This is a genomic window from Pseudomonas sp. W2I6 (assembly GCF_030815935.1).
Lineage (GTDB): Bacteria > Pseudomonadota > Gammaproteobacteria > Pseudomonadales > Pseudomonadaceae > Aquipseudomonas.
Genome location: NZ_JAUSXJ010000001.1, coordinates 3,714,240 through 3,736,968 on the forward strand (window position 1 = coordinate 3,714,240; position 22,729 = coordinate 3,736,968).

A 22,729-nucleotide genomic window follows, 5' to 3' on the forward strand; every position below is an offset into this window, starting at 1 on the left:
GGGACAAAGCGGCTGGCGTGGGGGAACTTTCGTATTTGTTGGATGGGGGGCATATCCGTTATTTGGGTGATGGCTTCGATTGGTTCCGCTCTTACAGCGGCTCACTTTTGAAGAGCGCAAAAGTAAGCAAAACGCTCTTGCCCCACCACTCGGCACCTCGCCTGGGCTCGGTGTGCCCTCACTCCGGCTTTGGACCGTGGGCCGCCGTCATGGGCCATCCTTGGCCCAGGACGGCTAACCTGGCGTCCTGCCAGGTTACCCACGCTCCAAAGCCTGCGTTCGGCCAGCGTGGTTTAACGGGGCGCCCAAGATCAAGATCAAAAGCAGATCAAGAGCACAGCGGCCTACCGGCCGGCTTGAGTGTTGAAGAGCAAAATCAAAAGCTAAAGCGGGCACCGCCCACTGTAGGAGCTGGCTTGCCGGCGATGGCATCACCTCGGTGTGTCTGGAAGACCGAGGTGTCTGCATCGCCGGCAAGCCAGCTCCTACAGAAAAGCAGCTCTGCTTTCGCTCTGGTTTTTGATCTGGCTTTTAACACTCAGGTCGGCTCTCAGGCCGCCGTGCTCTTGCTTTTGATCTTGATCTGACTGCCCCAATAAGCCCGAGGCCGAACGCAGGTATTGCGGAGCGGGTAAACCGGCAGGACGCCGGTTTAGCCGCGCCGGGCCATGGATGGCCCGTCGCGGCGGCCCGCGGAGTAATGCCGGAGTGAGGGAACGCCGAGCCTAGGCGAGGCGCCGACAGGCGGGGCAGAGCGCTTTGGTTACTTTGCCGCTTTTGCAAAGTGACTCGCTGTAAGAGCGAAACCATAGGTGGCCGTTACCTAAATAACGGATATGCCCCCCGTAAAAATCCTCAAATCCGCCGCCGCCGCCCAAGCTCCGGAATCCCCCCCTGAGGCACAACATCCACCCGCTCCACCCTCCTCCCAACCACCCCCGCCAACCCCACCACCGTCGGCTGACTGAACAACGACCGGGCATCCACCTCCAACCCCGCCTTACGCAGCCGCGCCACCACCCCCACGGCCAACAACGAATGCCCCCCCAACTCAAAGAAATGATCCTGACGCCCCACCCGATCCAGCTTCAGCACCTGCGCCCAAACCCCAGCAATCACCGTCTCCACCTCCCCCTGAGGCGGTTCATAGGCGCGACTCAACACCGCCTCCACCCCAGGCTCCGGCAACCCCTTGCGATCCAGCTTCCCCGCCGGATTAAGCGGCCACACCTCCACCCGCACAAACGCCGAAGGCACCATGTACTCAGGCAACCCCTCCACCATGTAACTGCGCAACGCCTCAAGCCCCGGCACCGCATCACGAACAGTGAAATACGCCACCAACCGCTCATCCCGGATCAACACCGCCACCTCGCGCAATGCAGGATGCGCCGCCAACCGCGCCTCAACCTCCCCCAGCTCCAGCCGCACCCCACGCAGCTTCACCTGAAAGTCATTGCGCCCCAGAAACTCCAGATTCCCGTCCGGCAAATACCGCACCAGATCCCCCGTGCGATACAACCGATCCCCCGCCACAAACGGGCTATCGATAAACCGCTCCGCCGTCATCTGCTCCAACCCCAGATACCCGCGAGCCACGCCCACCCCGCCGATATGCAACTGCCCACTGCACCCCAGCGGCACCGGCCGATCATGCTCATCCAATACGTAAAGCCGGGTATTACTGATGGCCCGCCCAATCGGCAACTGCACCCCCGGCACCGGCGCACCCGGCTCCAGCGTCCAGGCACTGCTGTCCACCGTCGCCTCGGTCGGTCCGTAGACGTTATGCAAGCGCACCTTGGGCAACCGCGCCTGAACCCCACGGGCCAAGGCCTCTGTCAGCTCCCCACCACCGCATAAAACGTCGGTAAGGCTGGTACAAAGCGCAGACTCCTCCAGCTCCAGAAACTGCTGCAACATCGCCGGCACAAACTTGATCACGCTGACCTGTTGCTCACGAATCACCTGCGCCAGGTACGCCGGCTCACGGTGCCCATCGGGACGCGCCAGGACCAGGCGCATGCCATTGGTCAGCGGCCAGAACAGCTCCCACACCGAACCGTCAAAACTGAACGGCGCCCGCTGCAACAACGCGCCACCCTCGGCATTCGGGCACAGTTGCGAGCCCCAGTGCATCAGGTTGCCCAGGCCGCGATGCTCGATCATCACGCCCTTGGGCGTGCCGGTGGAGCCGGAGGTGTACATCACGTACGCCAGGTTGCGCACGCTCAGCCCCGGCACTCGCGGGTTGCCTTCAGGCGCCTGCTGCCAGGCGCCGTGGTCGAGGTCGATCACCGGTATCGACACCTCCCCCGGCAAATCGCGGGTCGCGCCGTGTACCAGCAAGGCGACCGGCGCGCTGTCTTGCAGCATGTAGGCGAGACGCTCGCGAGGGTAGCCCGGGTCCAACGGTACATAGGCGCCCCCCGCCTTGAGGATGGCCAGCAAGCCCACCACCAGGTCCAACCCGCGCTCGACACACAAGGCCACCCGCGAATCCGGCTGCACGCCGCGCTCGCGCAGGTGATAGGCCAGGCGGTTGGCGCGCTCGTTGAGCTGGCGGTAAGTCAGTTGCTGCTCACCGGCCTGCACCGCTACCGCGTGAGGTGTGTGCCGGGCATGGGCTTCGAACAAGGCGTGGACGGTCTGGTCCACGGGGTAGTCGGTTTCGCTGGCGTTGAAGTCCACCAGTTGCTGTTGCAGTTCGGTCGCGGGCAGCACCTGCACATCGAACAGCGGCGCCTCGGGCGTCTCCACCAATCCCGCCAGCACCGTGCCAAGGTAGTCCAGCAGGCGCTGGGCACCGACCTTGCGGGGCGCCTTGGCCTTGAGCCGGAAACCGCTGGCCAGGTCGTCCACCGTCAGCATCAGCGGGTAGCTGAGGATGTCTTCGCTGCTGAGCAATTCGATGCCGGGCTGCAGCTCCTGGAGTGCCTCGACCGAGACATGCCGGTAATTCAGCAAGCTGTTGAACAGTGGTGTGACGCCGCTGCAACGCTGGGCCAACGCCAGGGACGCTTGCTCGTGGGCGAGCAAGGCGCTGAGTTGCTGCTGCGTCTGCCTGATCGCCTCGCGCACCGTCACCCCGGCCAGGCGTACCCGCAGCGGCAAGGTGTTGATGAACATGCCCAGGGCACGGTCGGCGCCCTCACCTGCTTGCAAACGCCCCAGCAGAACCGTACCAAACACCACATCGTCACGGCCCGAGACGCGACCCAATACCTGGGCCCACGCCAGATGAAACAGGCTCGCCGCGCTGACACCCAAGGTGCGGGCCTGCTCACGCAACAACTGGCCGAGTGCGTCGGGAAGCAGCACGTCGGCTTCCTCGGTGTCACGGCGATCCGCCTGGCGCTCCTGTAAACCGAAGGCCAGGGTCGGCTCGTCGACATCCGCCAGCCGCCCGCGAAAGAACGCTTCGTGCCCGGCCTGGCGTTCCGCTGACCGGGCCTGGGCGACCACGTTGCGATAGGGCACCGGCGCCGGCAATTGCTGTTGCTGGCCAAGCAGATGCGCCTGGATTTCCGCCATCAGTACTTGCGTCGATGTGGCGTCGTTCACCAGGTGATGGAAACGCAGCATGCCCACCCAACGGCGGTTCTGCGGGTCTTCGGCATAATCCAGGGCCATCAGCGGCGCCTTGCGCAAGTCCAGTGGCCGCTGGCGTTCGCGCAGTTGTTCGAGGATTGAATCGCCCTGGAGGGCCACCGGTTGCACGTCCAGAATCGCCTTGCGCCACACCACTTGCATCGGTTGTTCGAGGGCATCCCACGCCAGGCTGGTGCGCAGGATGTCATGGCGGTCGATCACCTGTTGCAGCGCCTGGGCGAACGCTTCCAGCTGTTCACGGCGGGAAAAGCTGAACATCGCGTGTTGCTGGTACGGATCGCGCTCGTCAGTGATGTGGTGATACAGCAGGCCTTCCTGCAACGGCGCCAGCGGGTAGATCTCCTGCACATTGGCGGCGCCACCGGGGATCGCGGCGACGATGCGTTCTATCGTCGGCGGGTCCAGTTCGGCCAGCGCCAGCAGGTCCGGAGTAATCAATTGGCAACCTGCCGGAACACGGTTGGCCGGCACCTCAAGCTCGGTGCCCTGGCCGACCGCTGCCGCCAGTGCGGCCAGGGTCGGCTGGCCGAACAGCACCTGCACGTCGGCCTGCAACCCGACCTGGCGCATGTGCTGCACCAACTGGACCGCCAACAGCGAATGGCCGCCCAACTCGAAGAAATGGTCATGCCGCCCCACCCGCTCGACGTGCAGCACATCGGCCCAGATCTGCGCCAGGGCGATTTCCGTAGGCCCTTCGGGGGCTTCGTAAATTCGACTGACAAATGCATCGGCACCGGGTGCCGGCAAGGCCTTGCGGTCGAGTTTGCCGTTGGCCGTCAGGGGCAGCGCGTCCAGCTTTACGTAGGCCTGCGGCACCATGTAATCCGGCAAGCGTGACTTGAGATGGGCGCGAAGCGCTTCAATCGCAACCGGCGCGTGCTCGGTGAACCAGGCCAACAGCTGCCCCTCGCGTACCAGCACCACCGCTTCGGTGACCCCTTCATAACCCGCCAGGGCGGACTCGATTTCCCCCGGCTCGATACGCACGCCGCGAATTTTTACCTGGTCGTCGTTGCGGCCCAAATATTCAATATTCCCACCCGGCAGCCAACGCGCCAGGTCGCCGGTGCGGTACATGCGGCCTGGGTTGAATGGGTCATCAAGGAAGCGCTCTGCGGTCATGTCCGGGCGGTTCAAATAGCCCCGCGCCACGCCTTTACCGCCGACGTACAACTCGCCTGCAGTACCGATGGGCACCGGCCGCTGTTGCTCATCCAGCAGGTAGACCGCGGCATTCGCGATGGGTTTGCCGATGTGCAGCGCCTGCCCGGCCTCAACGAGGCCCGAGGTGGCAACCACGGTGGCTTCAGTGGGACCGTAGTTGTTGATCACCGCGAAACTGCGCGCCTGGTTGAACTGGCGCAGGCGGTCGCCACCGATCAGCAGCGTGCGCAAAGTCGGGTGTTCGATATTCTGGCTGAACGCATACTCGGCCACCGGCGTGGGCAGGAAGCATACGTCCAGCGGTTGCGCGCGCCACCAGGCCAGCAGCGCGTCGATGTCTTCGGCGCCGTTGTGGGCCGGCGGCAAGTGCAGGGTCGCGCCCACGCACAGCGCTGGCCAGACCTCCCAGGCCATGGCGTCAAACCCGAAACCGGCAACGCTGGCGGTATGGCTGCCCGCGTGCAAATCGAAGGCCTGGCAATGCCAGTCCACCAGGTTGGCCACGGTGTGGTGCTCCACCATCACGCCCTTGGGCAGGCCGGTGGAGCCCGAGGTGTAGATCACATAAGCGAGGTTGGCGGGTGTCATCGCCACTTGCGGGTTGCGCGCCAACTGCGCCGTGGCGTGATCCAGATTGATGACCGGCACGCTCAATACCGGTAGCCGTTCGAGCAAATCCGTCTGCGTCAGCACCGCCACCGGCGCGCTGTCATCGAGCAGGTAGTGCAGGCGCTCGGCAGGATGGGCCGGGTCCACCGGGACATAACAGGCGCCGGACTTGAGAATCCCCAGCAAGCCCACCAGCGTCTCCAGGCCGCGCCGGGCGACGATCGCCACACGGTCGTCGGGCTTTACCCCGAGCACCAATAGCTGCCGCGCCAGGGCATTGGCCCGTTGATTCAACTGGTCATACGTCAATCGCTGCCCCTGATACACCGCCGCCACCGCATGCGGGGTCACCGCGGCCTGGGCCTCGACACGCCCATGCAGGGTTTGCGCTGCGGGATAGGCCTGGGCGGTGGCGTTCCAGCGTTGCAACTGCGCGGTTTCCTCGGGCGTTATCAGCGAGAAGTCAGCCAGGGGCAGCGCGGTGTTTTCCAGCCCCTGCTCCAGCACATACACCAGGCGATCGGCCAGGGCCTGCACCTCGTGTACCTGGAAGTACGCCTCGTTGTAGACGCAGTGCAGGCACGCCGTGTCGTGGTAGCGATTGCTGCGCAAGTGAATCGCCAGCGGCAACGGCTCATGGTGGTTGGACACCTTGATCGCCCGGGCCGATGCCTGGCCGTAGCGAAATTCATGGTCGTCCTGCTCATAGGACACCGACAGGTCGAACAGTTGGCCGCGGTCGGCGCGCAGCAAACCCAGCTCGCGATTCATCTCGCTCAGCGGGAAACGTTGATGTCGGAAATCCTGCTGGAGCTGGTCGCGCACGCCACGCACCAGGGCGCTGAAAGGCAGGTCGTCGCTGAACTGCAAGCGCACGGCACTGACCTGGGTGAACAGCCCCAGGGTCGAACGAAAGCGTGCATTGGAACGGTTGAGTATCGGCAGCCCCACCACCCACTCCTGGCGCTGGCCGGTGCGGCTGAAGTACAGGTACATCGCCGCCAATAACACATGGAACGCCGACGCCTGGTAATGGTTCGCCGCCCGCGCCATGCGATTGAGCAGCGCCGCCGGAAACGGTGCTACCAGGGTGTTGCTCGGCGCATCGCCCTTGGCCTGGTAACGGCGCGTCAGCAGCGGCTCTGGCAGCGCCTGGTATTTGTCCAGCCAGTAGCTGCGGTCCCGGGCGTAACGGGCCGACTCGCGATAGCGTTCATCGTTGTCGATGAAGTCGATATAGGACGGCGCCGACAGGTCCGGTAGTCGGCCCTGCTCCAGGGCGCTGTAGATCCCGGCAAGGGATTGCAGCATCTGGCCAAAGCCCCAGCCATCGAGAATCAGGTGGTGAGCCTGGGTGCCGAGGCGGTAATGCTGGTCATCGAGCTTGACCAGGAAGAAGCGGAACAACGGCTCGTCGACCAACGCATAGGTTCGCGCCATCTGCGCCTGCAACAAGGCCTCGGCGGCCGCGTGGGGATCCGGCTGGCGCGAGACGTCATGCTGCGGCACCGATACCGCCATGGCCCCGGCAAACGCCTGCCGTGGCAAGCCATCGGCCGCCACTTGCAACACCGTACGCAATGCGTCGTGCTTGGCCACCAGGTGCTCGATGGCTCGCTGGATCAATGCGGGATTCACGGTGCCCGTGAGTTCGATATAACCCCCGATGTTGTACAGCGGCGAGTCACCGAGGCGCAGTTGGTCGAGCCAGATATCCCGCTGGGCGGCGGTCAGGGGGAAATACGTCATAAGATCCTTCTCATGTGAGGTGTCGATAAAGCGCACAACGCCCCATTGAGGCGAAATCAACGGGATTTAAGCATCGCCCCGGAGGGCCGTATGTCACCCGAAACCCGGACAGCCTGGGTACCGCGCCGGGGTTGGCTGATGGTTCAGTGCTGAAACGATTAAATGGATGTAGGAGATTGGCTACATCTGGCCGATGCCATATAGCCGGGCATGTCGAGAAAATTGAGTAAATATGTTTTATATCAACTAGTTAACAAACTCTAAATCCTTTTACCCTGCAGCTTCAGCCTATATCCCTGTCGGAAATGACGAAATAATGGCGCGCTTTTTATGGCAGGTTGTGTCCCTCGTTTCCGCTACATACGTAGGACAAATCCACGTGGCTAAATGAAGCCTCGAGCACCGACCCAGGTTCAAGGAGAACGGGAGGCCTGCACACGTACGGGCAACCGTTGACGGTTTTCGACATCAAGGATGAGATGGCTATGAGTCTGACCAGCAGTATTCGGAATATGGAAAATCCGCATTTTTATTTCGAGTTGGGAGAGTTGATTTCAAGCACCGGCACTGAACACTTCGCAGCGAAGATGCTGCAACTGGTCAACAAGCTGGTACCGGTTCACTTGGTGGACCTCAGTGAATGGACCCTCGACGAGCACCAGGCCTGCGTGCTCGATATCAAGTTACTTGGCAGCGACGGGTTGAAGCAGGACCTGCCGCCACCGCGCACCCTGCATCACCGCGACGATCATCCGCTGCTGAAAAAAATGCTCGGCATGAACGACCCGCTGTTGATCCAGATGAATGCCAAGGCCGACAGCACCCACACCCGCGGCACCTCCCATCAGTGCAACCTGGTATCGCGCCAGGCCAATCGGCGCTGCGTGATTTCGTTCTACCGGCCCCACACCCAACGCGCCTTTTCCCTGGCGCAGCTGTCGTTTCTCAAGAGCCTTTCGGAAACCTTGCTGCCGTTGATCGAGCGCCACGCGCAGATCAATCGACAGGCCCCGCCGGTAGCGCCCGAGCCCTCTAAAACTCCGTTGGAGCAGTCGCAATTGCAGCGCGAATTCTATAAACGCCTGTCACTCAGTGACATCACCTTATCGGCGCGGGAACAGGAGGTTTGCCTGGGGTTGTTGACCGGCGGAACCGTACCGCAGATGGCCGAGAAACTCAGCGTGAAAAACAGCTCCATCGAAACCTACCTCAAGCGCGCGGCGGCCAAACTGGGCGTGAGTGGCCGGCATGGCCTGGCCAAATGGATGGTTGGCGCGTGATGAAAAAACTGATGCTCGGCGTGGCGTGTGTGCTTGGCGGGTGTTCGTTGATCCCGGACTATCAGCGGCCCGAGGCACCGACCCCGGCGCACTACCCGGTGTATAACGCGGACCGGGTGGGGCCATCGGCCGCCGGGCCTGACTGGCAACAGTTGTTCCGTGACCCGGTGATGCGGCAGTTGATTGGCCAGGCCCTGGTGAATAACCGTGACCTGCGGGTGGCGGCGCTGAATGTCGAAGCGTTCCAGGCGCAGTACCGCATCCAGCGTGCCGACCTGTTCCCGGCGGTGTCTGCCACGGGTGCCGAAAACCGCCAGAAAGTCCCGCGACGCGCCACTACCACCGGCAAGTCTGCGATCACCTCTACCTATTCGGCGACATTGGGCGTCAGCGCCTACGAGCTGGATTTTTTCGGCCGCGTACGCAGCCTCAGTGAGCAGGCGATGCTGCAATACCTGGCCACTGAAGAAGCTCGGCGCAGCGCGCAACTGAGCCTGGTGGCCAACGTCGCCAACGCTTACCTGACCTGGCGCGCCGACCAGGAACTGCTGGCCCTGGCCCGGCAGACGCTGGCCTCGGACGAGCACAGCCTGCGTCTGACGTCGCGCAGTAAAACGGCGGGCAAGGCGACGTCGATTGATGTGATCCAGGCCCGGACCAGCGTCGAAAGTACCCGGGCAAGCATTGCGCGCTACCAGCGGCAGGTGGCCCAGGACCTCAACAGCCTGGCATTGCTGGTGGGTGGGCCGGTGCCGGATTCTTTGCCGGCACAGCCGCTGTCCGACGACCTGGTAGCCCGGGTGCCGGCCGGGTTGCCGTCGGACCTGCTGCAACGGCGGCCGGATATTGTGCAGGCCGAGTATCAGCTTCAGGCGGCCAACGCGAATATTGGCGCGGCGCGGGCGGCGTTTTTTCCTTCGGTTACGCTGACGGCCAACGCTGGCACCTCGAGTAAGGATCTGTCGGGATTGTTCCAGGGGGGCTCGGGGAGTTGGGGGTTCCAGCCGCAGATCAATCTGCCGATCTTCAACGCGGGCAGCCTGCGGGCCAGCCTGGATTACGCGAAGATTCAGAAGAACATTTATGTCGCGCAGTATGAGAAGTCGATTCAGACCGCGTTCCAGGAAGTCTCGGACGGGCTGGCGGCGCGGCAAACGTATAACGAGCAACTGGCGGCGCAGCGGGATTTTGTTCGGGCCAACCAGACGTATTACGACCTGGCTCAGCACCGGTATCGCAGTGGGGTGGACAGTAATCTGGTGTTTCTGGATGCGCAGCGGTCGTTGTTCAGTTCGCAGCAGGCGTTGATTGTTGATCGGTTGGCGCAGTTGGTGGCGGAGGTGAATTTGTATACGGCGTTGGGTGGGGGGTGGGAGGGTGATTCTGCTGGGGGTGGGGGCATATCCGTTTCTTCGGTCACGGCGGCTTATGGTTCCGCTCTTACAGCGGCTCACTTTGGAAAAGCCCCAAAGTAAGCAAAAGCAAAAGCACGGCGGCCTGAAAGCCGACCTGAGTGTTAAAAGCCAGATCAAAAGCCAGAGCGAAAGCAGCTCTGCTTTTCTGTGGGAGCTGGCTTGCCTGCGATGCAGACAACTCGGTCTTCCAGGTACACCGAGGTGATGCCATCGCAGGCAAGCCAGCTCCCACATTTGAACCGTGCCCGCTTTTGATCTTGATCTTGGGCGCCCCGTTAAACCATGCTGGCCGAACGCAGGCTTTGGACCGTGAGCCGCTGTAAGAGCAAAACCCTAAGGCCTTACCCGCGCCACCCGCCACACCTTGTTCCCCACATCATCCGCCACCAGCAACGCGCCCTGCCCGTCCAACGCTACACCCACCGGACGCCCCTGAGCCTCTCCATCACCATTCAAAAACCCAGTCAGGAAATCAACAGGCACACCCGACGGCTTTCCGTCCCGGAACGGAATAAACACCACCTTGTACCCCGCCTGCGGATTACGGTTCCAGGATCCATGCTCCCCCACAAATACCCCATCGGCAAACACCGCTGGCATCCCCCGCGCATCGGAAAAAGTCAGGCCCAACGGCGCAACGTGAGTCCCCAGCGCGTAGTCCGGTGCAATCGCCTGGGCGACCTTGTCCGGACGCGGCGGCTGCACCCGGCTGTCAACGTGAGCCCCGTAATAACTCCACGGCCAACCGTAGAACGCGCCGTCCCGCACCGACGTCAGGTAATCCGGCACCAGATCGCTGCCGATCTCGTCGCGCTCGTTGACCACCGTCCACAACTGCGTAGAGCCGGGTTTCCACGCCAGCCCATTGGGATTGCGCAACCCACTGGCGAACAGACGCTTCTGCCCACTGGCAAGATCCAACTCCCAGATCGCAGCACGCCCTTCCTCGGCTTCAAGCCCGTTCTCACCCACATTGCTGTTGGACCCGACGGTCACATAAAGCTTGGTACCCTCAGGATTGGCCAGGACGTTTTTGGTCCAGTGATGATTGATCCCGGCCGGCAGATCAGTGACCTTCACCGGCACGGCATCGATGTGAGTCTGGCCCCGAACATAAGGTACCTTGACCACCGCATCGGCATTGCCGATATACAACTCATCCCCCACCAACGCCATGCCAAACGGCGACGTCAGCCCACCGAGAAACTCACTCTTCACCTCGGCACGCCCATCACCGTCGGCGTCCCGCAGCAGCGTGATCCGGTCGGCGCTCGGCGTATCGGCACCGACCCGCCCCATCACAAACCCCATCGCGGTACGACGCGCCCAGGCGAGCAAACCCGTGCCGCCGTCCGTGGCACCTTCAGGCATGGGCGGATGGTTACTCTCGGCTACCAGCACGTCGCCATTGGGCATGGTGTACACCCAGCGCGGATGGTCAAGGTCCGCGGCCAACGCCGTTACCGTGAACCCATCGGGCGCCGTTGGCTGGGCATTACCGGGCCAGCCGACAGCCTTGGAGACCTTGAGTGTCGGGATCAGTGATGCAGTGGGTTCGGGCAGTTGCGGGCTTGGCCCCACACCGGCCTGAAACGGCAGTTTGGAGGAATCGCCACAGGCGCTGAGGGCAGCCGTGGCGGTGATCAGCAGCGCAAGGCGGCTTGGTGCATTCATTGGGAAACCTCGGGACAGCCCTTTATCGGGCAGGCAAAAACCGCTGCAGTATTGCGCCCGCGGGCCGCACCAAACACAGGGTACAGCGCAATTCAGATTTGCCGCAGAGGCACGAATAGTCCTTACGAGATAAGGAGGGAAAGCAGTGCTATCATCCAGCCACTATTGATGACATGGAGGCCGCTATGCGCATACCGCTCGCTCCGATACTGATCGCTATGACCCTCACCATCACGGGTTGCAGCATCAAGCAAACCGTCGCCCCGGCCACCCTGTCCAACGATCAGCCACCGGAAATTTGCCTGATTCCTGCCGAAGGCCTGCGTGCCGGATTCAATACCACCTACACGGCACAGCTGAGGAGCAAAGGTTTCCAGACACGCGAGGTGGCAGCCGGCAGTCCACCCTCCGTATGCACGCTGTCGACGACCTACATTGGCAAGTGGACATGGGACATGGCGCTGTACATGTACTACGCCGATATCCGTGTGTATGAACAGGGCCGTCAGGTCGGCCAGGCGGAATACGACGCGTCGTGGGGCGGTGGTCGCCTCGACAAGTTTATCGATGCGCAGAACAAAATCATCGAGCTGACCGATCAACTCTTTCCCAACCCGGTATACCGGGCAAGCACACCACCAGCGGCCAGTTCCAATGCACCACCCGCACTCGACAAAGCAGCCTACAAGAAGAAAAAGCTTGAGCAGTTGATGCAGGAAAGCACGTCTTACGACGATTACCAGAAACGTTATCGCGAGATCCTCGCGGAATAAATTATCGCCATGAATCAATGCAATCGAGTCAAGGAGCAGACATGCTGAATGCTGTAATGGCTGGAAAGAGGCGTGGCACCGGCCTGGAAAACCAGGAGCAGGCGCTGGGCCTGGCACGGCCTGCGTACCCATCCGATGTGACAAACTCGACAGACCTATCGGCCGGCCTCGCTAGGCCCGCCTATACACTCCCCCTCGTGCGGCTGAGTTAAAGCTCAACTGCGCGAGGGGTGCAGCACCCCCCTCAGGCTTTCCAAGGCCCCAACGCCAGGCTGTAGGGAGAAAACCCCTCGAACTGCCAACGCAGCGCCAGCGCCGCATCCCGTCGGACCACGTGTTCCACGGTCACCTTCCACAACCGCTCAGCCCCCTCGAACGTGGCCAGTTCATCTCCTTCAAGAATCACCTCGGCCCGCCCGGCCATCTGCAACACATCACCCGTAGCAAAATCCACAAACAGCAAGCCCGCAACCGGATTGACCTGCACATTGCCCAAGGTGTTGAAAAACGAGTTGCCGGTAAAATCGGGAATCGTCAGCACCTCTCCCTCCACGCGCACAAACCCACTGTTGCCGCCTCGGTGTGAAACGTCCACCGAACGCTTGGCCGCATCCCCTTCCAGGTCCACATAGCTGGCGACGAAAAACGTATCAGCGCTGCGAATCAGCGCCCGGTCAGCGTCATCGAGCGAGTTCGCGCGCCGCACAATACCTTTAGCAGCGCGCTGCCCCCGGGCCCCCGGGTCCACCGCACGCAACTGGATGTACTTCGGGCAATTTCCAAACGTGTGCACCACCGCCACGGTAAAACCGTCGACGCCGGCAGCCCCAATAACCCCGTTCATGCGATTACGCCGCCGCGTATTCAGGTCAATGCCCAACAGCCCGACCGACGCGCCTTGTTTCAGCCCGCTCCCGGCGGGGTCACTCTCCGCAGGCAGGCTGTCGATACGCAAGCTGTAGGGGTCCGGCGAATACGCAAACCCCGGCGTGCCCTCCAGCAGCGTGGCCCAGGGCAGCCCCTGCTCATCCACGGCCCCCACGACCAGATAGGGCAACAACTCATAAAAAGCCCGATGCTGCTCCGGCAAGTGATCCCGTATCACCTTCGCGCCGATCACCTCCATGCGCTCGGCCACGCCGGCACTTTGCTGCAACTGCCGCTCGCCGGCATGCCATGGCGAAACGGGGGACGCGTCCTGGTGATTCATGATCAAGCCCTCGGTGAATGAAACGCCGGATGTTCACGCAATGCCGCCACGCTGAAATCGACAAAACTGCGCACCCGCATCGAAGCGTTGCGCCCTTCGCGGTAGACCACATGCACCGGCAGCGGCGGCGGTTCATAGGCCTGCAATACTCGACACAGTTGCCCGCTCGCCAGGTGCTCGTGCACCGGGTAGCTCAAGCACCGGATCAACCCTGCGCCCTGCACCGCCGCATTGATCGCGCCCTGCACCGTGGTGCAACCGAGACGCGCCCGGGCCTTGATGCTGGCGCCCTGGAAATCCCACTGCACCCAATTCGAATACGCCTGGCTGGCGACCAGCCGATGCTCCTTGAGCGCCTCCGGTTGCACCGGTTCGCCATGGCTTTGCAGATAGCCGGGGCTGGCGCAGACGATGTTGCGCACATGGCCCACGGGCCGGGCAATCAGGGATGAACCGGGCAGTTCCCCCACCAGGACTGCCACGTCCAGGCCGTCTTCATTGAGGTTCGGATAATGATCGTGGTAATGGGCAAACAGGCGGACTCCGGGATAGCGCTCCAGGAAGCCGGCCAACAGCGGCGCCATCACATAACGGCTGAACAGCAACGGAAAAAACACCCGCAGGTTTCCCTCGGCCTGCGCGTGCGCACCCTGGGCAGATGCTTCGGCGGCGCTCACGCCGTCAAGGATCCGCGAACAGTCGGCCATGAACGTCGCCCCGGCTTCGGTGAGGCGAATGCCCCGGGTGCTGCGCTGTACCAATGGCACCCGCAAGCGCGTCTCCAGCCGGTCAATCGCGCGGATCACAGTGGGCCCCGAGAGGCCCAGGGAGCGGGCAGCCGCGGACAGGCTCGGCTGCCGGGACAGCGCCTGGAAGATCTGCATGTCGCGATAACGGTCCATCAGGCCGGCCGCTGCATCGATGGGTTGAGCGCAGCATCCTGCCCCAGCCGGCTGACCAGAAAATCCACGAACGTGTTGACCTTCGCCGGTACCCGAGCGTTGTTCTGGAACACCACATGGATCGGCAAGGCCGGCGGTTCGAAGTCTTGCAGGATGATTTCCAGTGCGCCTGCACGCACATCGCTGGCCACCTGATAAGACAACACCCGTGTGACGCCCCAGCCCAGGCGCGCGAGGTTGATCGCCGCGTTGTTGGCGGTGACCACCAGGCGCGGCTCAACGGCCACGCTCAACGGCTGGCCGCCTTCCCTGAACTGCCATTCGCTGACCAACTGGCTGGAAGACGACGTGACAATCTTCGCCTCACGCAGTTGCCCGGGGTGCAGTGGCCGGTGCCGCTCAAGGTAAGCCGGCGCCGCGCACACTACGCGACGCACCTCGCCGACCTTGATCGCCTGCTGGCCGGGTTCCTGCAAATGCCCGATGCGCACGGCCACATCGACGCCTTCATCGGTCATGTTGACCACACGGTCCACCAGCAAGGCGTTGATGCTGACCTGGGCAAACAGGTCCAGGTACTCCCCCAGGATTGGCGCGACGAACAACTCGCCGAACAACACCGGCGCGGTGACCGTCAGGTGCCCCCACGGGATCGAGAAGCTGCCTGCTGCCGCTTCTTCGGCCTCAGTCAACTCCGCGAGGATGCGCCGGCAATCGTCCAGGTAACGCTGGCCGGCCTCGCTCAGGTGCAGGCTGCGGGTGGTGCGCGAAAGCAACTGGGTGCCTATACGCGCCTCCATCGCGGCAATCGCGCGGGTCACGCTGGGGGGCGAGATGTTCAGGCGCCGGGCCGCCGCGGCAAAGCCCTGTTCTTCGGCGACGGCGAGGAAAATCTGCATTTCCTGGAAACGGTCCATGAGTCCCCTTAATCGAATGTGGTCCACCAAACCAGTGGCTTGGGAGCGGTTGTGGCGAGGGAGCTTGCTCCCGCCGGGCTGCGTAGCGGCCCCAAAATCCTGGGAGCGCTGCGCACTGGCGCGCCAACCCGGTCCAGCGGGAGCAAGCTCCCTCGCCACAAAATCTTCAAACCTTCGCCAGGCCCACAGCGGTGCGTTGCATACCCACAAACCCCTGCAGCGCCTCGATACTGCCCAGCCAGGCGCGAACCTGCGGATAGTCGTCCAGCGCGACATTCCCCTCCGGCGCATGGGCGATGTAGGTGTAGTGCGCGATATCGGCAATCGTCGGCAGGTCACCGGTGAGAAAACGGCTCTGCTCCAACTGGTGCTCTACCACTTTGAGGAATGCGTGGGAGCGGCTGATGGTCGCCTCGGCATCCAGCGCGGCACCGAACACAGTGATCAATCGCGCCGCAGCCGGCCCGGTGTGCAGCGGCCCTGCCGCAGCCGAGAGCCAACGCTGCACACGGGCCTGGGCCAAAGGCTCGGTCGGCAGCCACTGGGCGGTGCCATATTGGCCGGCGAGGTACACCAGGATCGCGTTGGAGTCTGCCAGCACCACGCCGTTATCATCGATCACCGGCACCTGGCCGAAGCTGTTGAGGGTGGCCAGGAACTCAGGGGTTTTGTGCGCGCCTTGCTTCAGATCGACGTGCACCCGCTCAGCGGGCACGCCCAGCAGCGACAGCATCAACTCAACCCGGTGGGAATGGCCAGACAAGGGGTAACGGTACAGTTTGATCATGACGGGCTCCGCGATGTGCCAGGGACTCGACCCGGTGATCGGGTCGATGACGCTTATGTTCCACCGCTACGGCACGCAGCAGAATAGCCAGTTTTTACAATCCAGCATTTCGCCGGATGAAACAATCAATCACCAAACAACTCGTCGATCAGGTTGAACAGGGTGGTTTTCACCGGGCTGTCGAGCTCGGTCCACGCCAGGCCGGTCCTGGCCCGGAACGCCCCCAACGCCAGGTGCCTGGACACGCAATTGGCCGGCAGCGCCCGGGCCGCCTGCAGCGGCAACACACCCACACCCAGCCCGGCCGAGACCAGCGCCAGCATGGTGGTGAACTCGCCGAGTTCGGAGGCGATCTCCAGCGGCACGCCCATCGCCTGCACGAATTCATCGTAGAAACCCGGTGCATAACGCCGGGCCAGGATGAACACCGGCACCTTGAGCAAGTCCGTCGGCTGAATGGTTTCCTGGGTCGCCAACGGATGCTCGCCGGGCAAGGCGACCACGAAGCTTTCCTGCAGCACCTCAAGGGTCTGCACGCCGGGATAGGCCGCCGGCAAACGCATCAGGCCGAAATCCAGCTGGCCGTTTTTCAACGCAGCCGCCTGATCCGGGCCGGGCATGTCCTTGAGCTCCAGTTCAATTCGCGGGTAGCGCTGGTGCACCGCACGAATCAACCCGGGCAGCAATTGCGGCAATACCGACGAGACAAATCCCAGGCGCACCCCGGCCGATCTCCCCGCGGTTCGAAGCCCGGGCGGCATCGGCGGCGCGGGCAGCCTGGTGCAGGGTGGCGAGGGCTTCCGGCAGAAACACCCGCCCGGCTTCCGTCAGTGTGACCGAGTGCCGGTTGCGGTCGAGCAGGCGCACGCCCAGGCCGCTTTCGAGCAGTTTGATCTGCATGCTCAGCGCCGGTTGCACGATCGACAACTGCGCGGCCGCCCGGCCGAAATGCAGTTCCTGGGCGAGCACGACAAAGGCGCGCAGGTGCTTGAGTTCCATCAGGTTGGCTCCGGTTATCACGATTATTGATCACCCCATCACAAATGAAAATTGGACGCCGGGCCCTGGCTGCGCTGAAGTAAGGCCCGTGATGCACGATATGACAGGGTTTGACGTATAACAATGAGAGCGGCGCCCCGCACTCGGATTGATAGTGTTGATCACCTGTCTCAGTCTTCGGAGATCGCCCCATGCAGCGTGTTTTAGACAGTTTCCGCCTCGATGGCCGCCTGGCCTTGATCACCGGCTCCAGCGCCGGCATCGGCCTGGCCATCGCCCGTGGCCTGGCCCAGGCGGGCGCACGGGTAGTGCTCAACGGGCGCAACCGCAGCACCTTGCGTGACAGTGCCGCGTTGCTGGCGGCGGAAGGCCTGGAGGTGCACACTCAGACGTTCGATGTCACCGACGGCGCGGCGGTGTTGGCCGCCGTGGCGGAGATCGAAGAGCGCCTGGGCCCGCTGGACATCCTCGTCAACAACGCGGGCATGCAACGTCGCGGGCCGCTGGAGGACTACAGCGAAACCCACTGGCGCGAGTTGATGAGCACCAACCTGGACAGCGCCTTTCTGGTCGGCCAGGCCGTGGCCCGGGCGATGATCCCGCGCAAGCGGGGGCGCATCATCAATATCTGCTCGGTGCAAAGCGAACTGGGGCGCCCGGGCATCGCCCCGTATGCCGCCAGCAAAGGCGCGCTGAAAATGCTCACCAAAGGCATGGCCATCGACTGGGGCCCCCACGGGCTGACGGTCAATGGCATCGGCCCTGGCTATTTCAAGACCGAACTGAACGCCAACCTGGTGGCCAACCCCGAATTCAGCGACTGGCTGGTGCAGCGCACACCGAGCCGGCGCTGGGGTGACGTCGCCGAACTGGCGGGCGCTGCGGTTTTCCTTGCCAGCGACGCGGCAAGTTTCGTCAACGGTCATATCCTGTACGTGGACGGTGGCATCACCGCCTCGCTGTAACCTGGAGAATTTCATGCACGCGATTGTCTGCCATGCCTCGAAAGACCTGCGGGTAGAACCGCAAACCGAACCCCAGGCACTGACGCCCGACCAACTGCGGGTGCGCATTGCCCGGGGCGGGATCTGCGGCTCGGACCTGCATTACTACCAGCACGGCGGCTTCGGCACCGTGCGGTTGCGCGAGCCGATGGTGCTCGGCCACGAAGTATCGGCGGTGATCGAGGCGGTAGGCCGTGAAGACGGGCCGTTCAAGATTGGCCAACGCTTGTCGGTCTCGCCGTCGCGGCCTTGCGGGGGTTGCCATTATTGCCATCAAGGGCTGCCGAACCATTGCCTGAACATGCGTTTCTACGGCAGCGCGATGCCCTTCCCTCACGTGCAGGGTGCGTTTCAACAAAGCCTGGTGATCGAAACGCACCAGGCGCACCCGTTGGCCGATCATGTGAGCCTTGCCGAGGGTGCAATGGCTGAACCGTTGTCTGTGGGTTTGCATGCCATCCAGCGTGCCGGGGTGGTGTTCGGCAAACGGGTATTGGTCACCGGGTGCGGGCCCATCGGCAACCTGTTGATCGGCAGCCTGCGGGCAGCGGGCGCGGGGGAAATTGTTGCGGTGGACCTGTCCGCCGGGCCCTTGGCCTGCGCCGAAAAAATGGGCGCCAGCCGTACTCATAACCTGGCGGAAGACGCCGACGCGTTGAAGCGGTATACCGCCGAAAAAGGCTACTTCGACGTGATGTTCGAAGTCTCCGGCAGCGCCCAGGCCCTGCGCAACGGCCTGGAGTGCATGGCCCCGCGCAGCGTGCTGGTGACGGTCGGTCTGGGTGGCGAGGTCTCGCTGCCGTTGAATATGCTGGTGAGCAGGGAGATCGACTTGCGGGGCACCTTCCGCTTCCATTCGGAGTTTGCCCAGGCGGTGGATTTGCTCAATCGCCAGGTGATTGATGTGCGTCCGGTGATCTCCCACACCGTGCCGTTCAGCGAGGCGGTGCAGGCGTTTGAACTGGCGGCGGACAAGAGCCAGGCGATGAAGGTGTTGCTGGATTTTGGTGTGGGTGATTGAACCGGATCTCGACAGCTCCCACAGGGTTGCGGTGCATTTTGGGGATCCGATAGCGCCTGCGCTACACCCGCTCTTCGAGCCTGAACCGCAGGAAACGATGGCTGGCTGAAAACAGTCGACGGTAGGTCAGCAACACCGCACCTACCGTGCCCAACGCCGACGACGCAGCGATCAAAAACATAATCACAATCTGATAACGCACCGCGTCCACCGGACTTTCCCCGGCCAGCACCTGGCCAGTCATCATCCCCGGCAAGCTCACAATCCCCACCACCGTCATCTGGTTCAGCGTCGGAATCATCCCGGCCCGCACAGCCTGGCGAATCGCATCCTGCGCCGCCTCCCAGCGTGAACCACCGAGGGCCAGAATCATCTCGATGGTATTGCGGCCGGAGGTCAGCTCCTGAGTCATACGCTCAATCCCCAGAGACACCCCGGTAAGCGTATTACCCAGAATCATCCCAAGGATCGGAATCGCATACTGCGGCTCGTACCACGGGTGAATCCGGATAATCGCGAACAGGCCAACAGCCGTCACCAACCAGGAACTGCCCCACACCGACACAATACTGTCGGCCCGCTGCCCCGCATAGGTCCGCTTCCCACGCCCGGCAGCCGAGAGCCCGGCGATCAGAGTCATCAGGCACATCAGCGGCAGCACCACATACCAGTAGGCAAATTCAAAGACCCAGCCCAGCAGGTAACCGATCGCCAACAACTGCACCACCGTGCGCACAGCCGCCCAGAACAGCTGACGCTCCAGCCCCAGCCGCAACAACAGCGACAGCGCACCGTTGATCAGGATCAGCGAGGCGGCGATGGCCATGTCCAGTGCCGTGAGGTCGTGATAATTCATGGCTGCACGGCCCCCGTCAGCACGCCGGCGTCCATATGCAAATGGGTGGTGCTCATGCGTTGCGCCTGCTCAAGGTCGTGGGACACCCAGATATAGGCGTGAGCGCTATCCGCTTCGGCCCAGGCACTGATCAACGCCTCGACCTCCCCGGACGAGGCCGGGTCGAGAGCGGCGGTAGGTTCGTCCAGCAACAGCACATCGGGATTGAGTTGCAGGGTACGGATCAGTGACACCACCTGGGACTCACCACCGGATAAATCCCCGGCATTTTTTGCCAGAAAACCCGATTCCTTGCCCGCGTGGGCCAGCAGCGCCTTGACCGCCTGCGGGTCGAAACTCAGGTGATGCAAGGCCTTGAGGCTGTAGGGGAAACGCAAGTTGTCTTCCACCGTGCCTTCGATCAGCGCCGGGCGTTGGGAGAGGTAGCTGATGCGGCTGCGATACTGCGGGACTTGCGCGTTGGCGATGACCTTCCCGTTCCAGAGGATATCCCCTGAGGTCGGCGCGTCGAGCAAGGCGAGTGCCCGAAGGAATACACTTTTGCCGGAGCCGGATGAACCGGTGATGGATAGGCGGTCGGCGCGGTGCAGCTGGAAGTTCGTGGGCTGCAGCAGTTGCAGCTGGCGGCGCTCGTCCATCCGCGTGAGCGCCCGGGTTTCGACTAATACGCTCATGGCGTTGATGATCCTTGTTCCTGATTCAGACGCAAATGGTAAGACAGGGCACGTCCCCCGTGGCGAGGGAGCTTGCTCCCGCTGGGCTGCGAAGCGGCCCCAATAAAGCCACTGCGATACACCTGAAAAAACACCGTTAATTTCTTGGGGCTGCTGCGCAGCCCAGCGGGAGCAAGCTCCCTCGCCACAGCAAGCTCCCTCGCCTCAGCGTTCTTCAGCGCTTGGGCTCCAGCGACACCAGGCGCGGCTTGATGGATTTCTCGCGCACCTCAAGCAACGCCAGGGTCACCGGCAACTTGAAACGTCGCCGCCCTGCACTGCCAGGGTTGAGAAACAGCCGCTCGCCGTGCCACTCGATCAATGGTTTGTGAGAGTGGCCAGTGATCACCAGCCGGATGCCCGGATCAAGCTCCTTCGGCACATCGGCAACGTCATGCACCAGCAACGCCCGCCAGCCGTTCAGGTCAAAATCCAGCCGGTCGGCCAAATGCTCTGCCCACGCGGCATCGAGGTCGTTATTGCCGCGCACCACATGCAATGGCGCAATCGAGGCCAGCAACTCAAGGATCTCCGGGCTACCGATGTCCCCGGCGTGAACAATCTGCTCGCACCCTTCCAGGGCCGCCAGGGCCTCGGCACGGAGCAAGCCGTGGGTATCGGAAATCACACCAACTTTCATGAACGTCTCCTGTGCAAAACCCCGGCGCGATCCACCGGGTGGCTTGCAATCAATCATTGCACTGCCTATATTTCCCGCCTGGCGCCATCTACGCCACCATCCGCGGAAAGGGCTGCGCCCAAGACCTTGACTGAATATCACATTTCTACGACTCCCAACCTTAAAGCGGACAAGGTTTGTACAAGGAGATCGTATGTCGCAATCATTCTCGTCCACTAACGGCCGTATCAACCTTGAGCAGCAGCGCAAGCGCGCCAAGGAACTTTTGCAGCGCCTGAAAAGCGCCGATGCCGCCGCAACCCCGACCTTATCCGATGCCCAATGGTCGATCGCCAAGGAACTCGGTTTTCCCAGCTGGCCCAAGCTCAAGGCCCACGTCGATGCGGTGGATTTTGCCGCCCGCCATCCAGGTTTCGACGCCAGCGATGAAGCCCGCACCACCCACTGGCGCTGCGGCAACGATATCGCCCACAGCCTGGGCGTGGCGGGGTTCAAGGGCCGCTTCCGGATGCTGATTGACCCATTGTGCATGGGCCCGGTGCAGGACCTGCCTGCCGAGCAATACCAGGCCGTTCGCAGCCGCTATATCAGCCAGGTGTTTGCCATGGATGAGGCCGAAGTGGCGCGCCGGCATGCGGACGAATATCACCATCTTGAACAACTGGGCAGCGCCGGCCACAGCGTGTTGTGGTGTGAGGCGGATGCGTACGATCAATTGTTCCTGATTCGCGCGCTGGCTGGGCTTGAGCATCTGCCTGAAAAACTGGAGTTGATCGAAGTCGATCGTATCCCCGGCGTGCAGCGTTTTATCGGCATCGGCCAACTGGCGCCTGAAGTATTGGCGTGGCTGTGGCCGCAGCGCCGACAGGTCGACGAGGACATGCTGCAACTGGCGCGACAGGCCTGGCTGGCGTATTGCGCCAGCTCGCCGATCAAGCTGGCGGAACTGGCCCGGAGTAGCTCCACCTCCCTGCCCTTCCTGGCCCCGGCATTGCGCCGACAGTTGCAGGAGTTACCAGGTGTGCAGGACGGTTTGTCCCTGACCGAGCGCCTGTCCCTGCAATACGTGGATGAAGCCGGGCCGGTGCCGTTTGGCCGGGTGTTCGCCGAGCTGATGGGCAAGCGTGAACCACTGCCGTACCTGGGAGACATGATGTTTCATGCGCTGATGCGGCCGTTGATCGATGGCGAGAATCCCCTGTTGATCGAGTCCGGGGCCCAGTTGCCATGGCCACAGCGGGTGTTGGCGCTGACTGCGCTGGGTCGCCAGGTTCTGAACGGCGCAGCCTACTGGCCGGATCATGCAACGGAAGAACGCTGGGTAGGTGGCGTCTGCCTGCGACCGCGCCACCCGCACTGGACAATTGACGAACATGGCATGCCCGTATGGCGTGATTGATT

General features: G+C 62.7%; 15 protein-coding genes and 1 pseudogene. 6 read left to right on the forward strand and 10 right to left on the reverse strand.

Translation table 11 applies throughout. The annotated features are described in order from the left end of the window. Positions 1-855 precede the first annotated feature (855 nt). On the reverse strand, positions 856-7,137 hold the full coding sequence (locus tag QF039_RS17240) for a non-ribosomal peptide synthetase (RefSeq protein WP_307519664.1): 6,282 nt from the start codon (positions 7,135-7,137) through the stop codon (positions 856-858). Between the two features lie 485 nt (positions 7,138-7,622). Between QF039_RS17240 and QF039_RS17245 the strand changes: the two genes are divergently transcribed. Beyond that, positions 7,623-8,417, forward strand: coding sequence for a helix-turn-helix transcriptional regulator (locus tag QF039_RS17245; protein WP_307519666.1), 795 nt, complete (start codon positions 7,623-7,625; stop codon positions 8,415-8,417). Further along, complete coding sequence (locus QF039_RS17250; RefSeq protein WP_307519668.1) at positions 8,417-9,892, forward strand: efflux transporter outer membrane subunit; 1,476 nt, start codon at positions 8,417-8,419, stop codon at positions 9,890-9,892. The genes QF039_RS17245 and QF039_RS17250 overlap by 1 nt, the downstream gene beginning before the upstream one ends. Before the next feature lie 273 nt (positions 9,893-10,165). Here QF039_RS17250 and QF039_RS17255 read toward each other — a convergent pair whose 3' ends face one another. After that, a complete protein-coding gene (locus QF039_RS17255; protein WP_307519671.1) occupies positions 10,166-11,506 on the reverse strand; it encodes a sorbosone dehydrogenase family protein in 1,341 nt (446 codons plus the stop codon). Positions 11,507-11,691: 185 nt separating this feature from the next. Between QF039_RS17255 and QF039_RS17260 the strand changes: the two genes are divergently transcribed. Continuing rightward, a complete protein-coding gene (locus QF039_RS17260) occupies positions 11,692-12,279 on the forward strand; it encodes an Sbal_3080 family lipoprotein (RefSeq protein WP_003208266.1) in 588 nt (195 codons plus the stop codon). A gap of 244 nt (positions 12,280-12,523) precedes the next feature. Here QF039_RS17260 and QF039_RS17265 read toward each other — a convergent pair whose 3' ends face one another. The 5 genes and pseudogenes from QF039_RS17265 to QF039_RS17285 form a co-directional block, all read right to left on the reverse strand. After that, entirely contained in the window at positions 12,524-13,489 is a 966-nt protein-coding gene (locus QF039_RS17265; protein ID WP_307519673.1) for a pyridoxamine 5'-phosphate oxidase family protein, read from the reverse strand. A 2-nt stretch (positions 13,490-13,491) separates the two neighbouring features. Continuing rightward, entirely contained in the window at positions 13,492-14,391 is a 900-nt protein-coding gene (locus QF039_RS17270; protein WP_307519675.1) for a LysR family transcriptional regulator, read from the reverse strand. Further along, positions 14,391-15,308, reverse strand: coding sequence for a LysR family transcriptional regulator (locus QF039_RS17275; protein WP_003208270.1), 918 nt, complete (start codon positions 15,306-15,308; stop codon positions 14,391-14,393). Before QF039_RS17275 ends, QF039_RS17270 begins: the two co-directional genes overlap by 1 nt. Before the next feature lie 166 nt (positions 15,309-15,474). Continuing rightward, the gene (locus tag QF039_RS17280) at positions 15,475-16,095 is read right to left on the reverse strand and encodes a glutathione S-transferase family protein (protein WP_087692541.1); all 621 of its coding nucleotides are present in this window, start codon (positions 16,093-16,095) and stop codon (positions 15,475-15,477) included. A 125-nt stretch (positions 16,096-16,220) separates the two neighbouring features. Beyond that, positions 16,221-17,094, reverse strand: a pseudogene (locus tag QF039_RS17285) (LysR family transcriptional regulator). A gap of 191 nt (positions 17,095-17,285) precedes the next feature. Between QF039_RS17285 and QF039_RS17290 the strand changes: the two are divergent. Next, entirely contained in the window at positions 17,286-18,059 is a 774-nt protein-coding gene (locus QF039_RS17290; protein WP_307519680.1) for a glucose 1-dehydrogenase, read from the forward strand. Between the two features lie 13 nt (positions 18,060-18,072). After that, entirely contained in the window at positions 18,073-19,119 is a 1,047-nt protein-coding gene (locus QF039_RS17295; RefSeq protein WP_102369477.1) for an L-idonate 5-dehydrogenase, read from the forward strand. A 61-nt stretch (positions 19,120-19,180) separates the two neighbouring features. On the opposite strand, the gene fetB is transcribed toward QF039_RS17295, so the two are convergent. From fetB to QF039_RS17310, 3 genes are all read right to left on the reverse strand, one after another. Further along, positions 19,181-19,975, reverse strand: coding sequence for an iron export ABC transporter permease subunit FetB (gene fetB, locus QF039_RS17300; protein ID WP_003208279.1), 795 nt, complete (start codon positions 19,973-19,975; stop codon positions 19,181-19,183). Further along, a complete protein-coding gene (locus QF039_RS17305; RefSeq protein WP_307519683.1) occupies positions 19,972-20,649 on the reverse strand; it encodes an ATP-binding cassette domain-containing protein in 678 nt (225 codons plus the stop codon). The genes fetB and QF039_RS17305 overlap by 4 nt, the downstream gene beginning before the upstream one ends. 214 nt (positions 20,650-20,863) lie before the next feature. Then, positions 20,864-21,328, reverse strand: a complete 465-nt coding sequence (locus tag QF039_RS17310; protein WP_134326963.1) for a metallophosphoesterase family protein — start codon at positions 21,326-21,328, stop codon at positions 20,864-20,866. A 193-nt stretch (positions 21,329-21,521) separates the two neighbouring features. Between QF039_RS17310 and QF039_RS17315 the strand changes: the two genes are divergently transcribed. After that, positions 21,522-22,727 (forward strand): DUF1835 domain-containing protein, encoded by a 1,206-nt coding sequence (locus tag QF039_RS17315; protein WP_102369479.1) that lies wholly within the window; start codon positions 21,522-21,524, stop codon positions 22,725-22,727. Positions 22,728-22,729 lie beyond the last annotated feature (2 nt).

Bases quoted from the DNA above. Each gene is read 5' to 3' on its own strand.
- QF039_RS17315 (WP_102369479.1), top strand. From the start codon at position 21,522: ATGTCGCAATCATTCTCGTCCACTAACGGCCGTATCAACCTTGAGCAG.
- QF039_RS17310 (WP_134326963.1), bottom strand. From the start codon at position 21,328: ATGAAAGTTGGTGTGATTTCCGATACCCACGGCTTGCTCCGTGCCGAG.
- QF039_RS17280 (WP_087692541.1), bottom strand. From the start codon at position 16,095: ATGATCAAACTGTACCGTTACCCCTTGTCTGGCCATTCCCACCGGGTT.
- QF039_RS17305 (WP_307519683.1), bottom strand. From the start codon at position 20,649: ATGAGCGTATTAGTCGAAACCCGGGCGCTCACGCGGATGGACGAGCGC.
- fetB (WP_003208279.1), bottom strand. From the start codon at position 19,975: ATGAATTATCACGACCTCACGGCACTGGACATGGCCATCGCCGCCTCG.
- QF039_RS17255 (WP_307519671.1), bottom strand. From the start codon at position 11,506: ATGAATGCACCAAGCCGCCTTGCGCTGCTGATCACCGCCACGGCTGCC.
- QF039_RS17275 (WP_003208270.1), bottom strand. From the start codon at position 15,308: ATGGACCGTTTCCAGGAAATGCAGATTTTCCTCGCCGTCGCCGAAGAA.
- QF039_RS17265 (WP_307519673.1), bottom strand. From the start codon at position 13,489: ATGAATCACCAGGACGCGTCCCCCGTTTCGCCATGGCATGCCGGCGAG.
- QF039_RS17240 (WP_307519664.1), bottom strand. From the start codon at position 7,137: ATGACGTATTTCCCCCTGACCGCCGCCCAGCGGGATATCTGGCTCGAC.
- QF039_RS17270 (WP_307519675.1), bottom strand. From the start codon at position 14,391: ATGGACCGTTATCGCGACATGCAGATCTTCCAGGCGCTGTCCCGGCAG.
- QF039_RS17295 (WP_102369477.1), top strand. From the start codon at position 18,073: ATGCACGCGATTGTCTGCCATGCCTCGAAAGACCTGCGGGTAGAACCG.
- QF039_RS17290 (WP_307519680.1), top strand. From the start codon at position 17,286: ATGCAGCGTGTTTTAGACAGTTTCCGCCTCGATGGCCGCCTGGCCTTG.
- QF039_RS17250 (WP_307519668.1), top strand. From the start codon at position 8,417: ATGAAAAAACTGATGCTCGGCGTGGCGTGTGTGCTTGGCGGGTGTTCG.
- QF039_RS17260 (WP_003208266.1), top strand. From the start codon at position 11,692: ATGCGCATACCGCTCGCTCCGATACTGATCGCTATGACCCTCACCATC.
- QF039_RS17245 (WP_307519666.1), top strand. From the start codon at position 7,623: ATGAGTCTGACCAGCAGTATTCGGAATATGGAAAATCCGCATTTTTAT.